This window comes from Mesobacillus boroniphilus JCM 21738, from assembly GCF_000517385.1.
GTDB classification, from domain to species: domain Bacteria; phylum Bacillota; class Bacilli; order Bacillales; family Cytobacillaceae; genus Mesobacillus; species Mesobacillus boroniphilus.
On the sequence record NZ_BAUW01000164.1, the window covers coordinates 1 to 3,330 of the forward strand.

Here is a 3,330-nt window from a genome sequence, read left to right on the forward strand (position 1 = left end):
TATTAAACAAGAAATTCAAAGGCAATCAGGCCAAAGCGGTCCATGATCAACAACGATGAAAATAGGACGATGAACAATCCCCAGCCAAACTGCCTCAGCAGTAAAACTACCAATCCATACACTATTAATAAAAATGGATAGGTTACGACAAAAAGCTCTTTTATTTCAAAGGAAATGACACCTAAATTGACTAACAGAATAATAACTCCCAAACCTGATAGTATGACAGCCACAGCTATCTGGTTCATTGATGGTGTGCGCAAAAGTTCCCCCTTCTTTCTTCCTATCATAATCACTTATTCTTTTCCTGCGGGGAAAATCCCTTTTTAAAGGTTAAACATCCTGGATTTTTCGGATATAAATTATAGCTTTATTTTAAAATATGGCTCGTCATTTTCCGCCCCTCTGGAGAAGCTTTTCCCCTCAGTCTCGAGACTGAGAAAAAATTCTCCAATACCGCTCACACCTTTCCGCTGTCATCATATCCTGTAGTACTCAATTAGGAAATTTGCCTATATAACGCAGAGTGACACAACAAGTCATTTAGAAAGGAGGATTATTCCTTGGTCATAGAATTAACGGCACTCCATTGGATATATGTTTTATTCATTTTCCTGATTATCGGTTTCATGGTCATGAAAAGAGACACAACCCTCATATCGATTACCGGTATCTTTTTATTGGCAATCGTCGCAACGGGATCTTTGAGTGGATCGATCAGCAGTATATTCAATAGCTTCATATATGCGATCACCGAGCTTTTGCCTACTATTCTTGTTATTTCGATTATCGTGGCGATGAGCAGGACACTTACGGTCACCGGAATCAACGATGCGATGATCTCGCCGTTCGCCAGACTGATCAAAACACCAGCTTTGGCTTATTGGACGATTGGAATTGTCATGATGGTCATATCCTGGTTCTTCTGGCCTTCCCCGGCCGTGGCCTTGATGGGAGCTGTTCTTTTACCGGTTGCTGTCAGAGTCGGGCTGCCTGCTTTAGGGGTAGCCGTCGCAATGAACCTCTTTGGGCACGGAATCGCGCTGTCAGGTGACTTTGTCATCCAGCTGCTCCAAAACTTACGGCTGATGCAGCAGGCATACCTGTCAGTTCGGTAGTCCAGGCAAGTATCCCGCTAGTCATTGTGATGGGTGTAGTCACAACGGTCACCGCTTTCTATCTATTGAATAGAGATATGAAAAACGGCACACTAAAAGGTGGCGGCACGCTTGAAGTTGAAATGGATCATACAAGTGACCTCAGCTTGCTGTCAGACGGTGCCAAGAAATTTTTCGCCATCCTGATACCGGTTTTATTTGCTGCAGATGTCGCCGCAATGTCCATTCTTGACTTGCAGGGTGGCGACGCAACTGCACTCGTTGGCGGGACCTCGATTTTCATTCTTCTTCTCATTTCACTCGCAGCACATAAGAACAAAGGTCTTGAAAAAACGACTAGCTATCTGATCGAAGGATTCCAGTTCGGCTTCAAGATTTTTGGTGCAGTCATCCCAATCGCAGCATTCTTCTACCTAGGAGATTCAGGCTTCATAAAAATCATCGGCGAATTCCTGCCAAAAACTTCTCTGGGCATTGTAAATGACCTCGGCGTGGCGCTGGCTTCTGTCGTGCCCCTCAGTGCTGAAGTTGGAGCAGTGACCCTCACTGCTGTCGGAGCAATTACAGGCCTCGACGGATCGGGCTTTTCCGGAATTTCACTTGCCGGATCGGTAGCTGGGATTTTCTCGACGGCAATAGGTGCAGGAGCCGCTACTCTGACCGCTCTTGGTCAAATTGCTGCCATATGGGTCGGCGGAGGCACCCTTGTTCCATGGGCATTGATTCCCGCTGCCGCAATTTGCGGAGTGGATCCGTTTGAACTAGCAAGAAGGAATCTGCTTCCGGTTACAATCGGCCTGGTTGTCACCACGATCGTGGCAATGTTCCTGATTTAAAATACTGGATGCCATTACATGGCTCCATTTATATACGAAGCTTCCATTATGGGAGCTTCTTTTGCTATTTAAGCTAAAATGTTTTTAAACTATTTATGTGCTATAATTATTTTAATTATCAAACTATTTTATATAAGGAGATGAATCAATTGCAGGATCAGCTTTTTAAGAAGATAGATAAACTTTTTCCGGAAATGGTGGAAATCCGCCGTTATATGCACCAACATCCTGAATTGTCTTTCCAGGAAATTAACACAGCACAATATATCCAATCGTATTACGAAAAACTTGGGATCGAGGTCCGCGCAAATGTAGGCGGGAATGGTGTAGTCGCGAAAATCCACGGAGGCAGACCAGGAAAAACGGTCGCACTTAGAGCTGATTTTGACGCCCTGCCGATACAGGACGAGAAAGATGTTCCATATAAATCATTAGTTCCAGGTGTGATGCATGCATGCGGCCATGACGGACACACAGCGACATTATTAGTGCTTGCCAAGGTACTATATGAAGCCAGGGAAACTTTGCAGGGGACGTATGTGATGATCCACCAGCATGCTGAGGAGTACGCTCCAGGCGGCGCGATCTCGATGATCGAGGATGGATGTCTTGAAGGCGTAAAAGTCATTTTCGGTACCCATCTGTGGGCCACTGAACCGACAGGAACCATCCAATACCGGATTGGACCGATCATGGCAGCAGCTGACCGATTTGAAATAGCAATCCAGGGAAAAGGCGGACACGGCGCCCAGCCGCATAAAACAAAGGACGCCATTGTTGCTGGGGCACAGATGGTATCAACCTTACAGCAAATTGTCAGCAGACGTGTTGATCCTGTCGATTCCGCCGTAGTGACCGTCGGTTCATTCGTAGCAGATAATGCCTTCAATGTAATTGCCGATAAAGCAAAGCTGATAGGCACAGTCAGGACATTCAACGAATCTACCCGGGATTTCATCGCAGCGGAAATTGAAAAAGTAGTCCATGGCACTTGCCTGGCAACAGACTGCACTTATGACTATCAGTATGAAAAAGGCTATCCAGCCGTCGTCAACCATGGAGCGGAAACTGAATTCCTGATCGACAGCGCTACAAAAGTTCCCGAAGTGACAAAGATTGAAGAAAGTGATCTTCAAATGGGCGGCGAGGACTTTGCCTACTACCTTCAGCATGTTAAGGGGACCTTCTTTTTCACCGGAGCGAAGCCGGAAACAGAAGGGTCGTATCCACATCATCATCCAAAATTCGATTTTGACGAAAAAGCGATGGTTATAGCGGCAAAAACTCTTTGCGCAGCCGCACTCAACTATCAAACAAAGGAACAAACCAAGCATGAAAAAAGTGAGACATTAGCTTAAAGGAACAAAAAGCGCAAG

Annotated in this window: 2 protein-coding genes and 1 pseudogene; 2 read left to right on the forward strand and 1 reads right to left on the reverse strand. The window is 45.6% G+C overall.

All coding sequences use genetic code 11. The annotated features are described in order from the left end of the window. Window positions 1–2: 2 nt before the first annotated feature. Window positions 3–263 (reverse strand): LiaF transmembrane domain-containing protein, encoded by a 261-nt coding sequence (locus tag JCM21738_RS21210; protein WP_023615391.1) that lies wholly within the window; start codon window positions 261–263, stop codon window positions 3–5. 300 nt (window positions 264–563) lie between these two features. Here JCM21738_RS21210 and JCM21738_RS21215 point away from each other — a divergent pair. Both JCM21738_RS21215 and JCM21738_RS21220 read left to right on the forward strand, forming a co-directional pair. Further along, window positions 564–1,954: pseudogene (locus JCM21738_RS21215) on the forward strand (hypothetical protein). A gap of 149 nt (window positions 1,955–2,103) precedes the next feature. Beyond that, window positions 2,104–3,312 carry a M20 family metallopeptidase gene (locus JCM21738_RS21220; RefSeq protein ID WP_023615393.1) on the forward strand — a complete coding sequence of 403 codons (1,209 nt, stop codon included), beginning with the start codon at window positions 2,104–2,106 and terminating at the stop codon, window positions 3,310–3,312. Window positions 3,313–3,330: the final 18 nt, after the last annotated feature.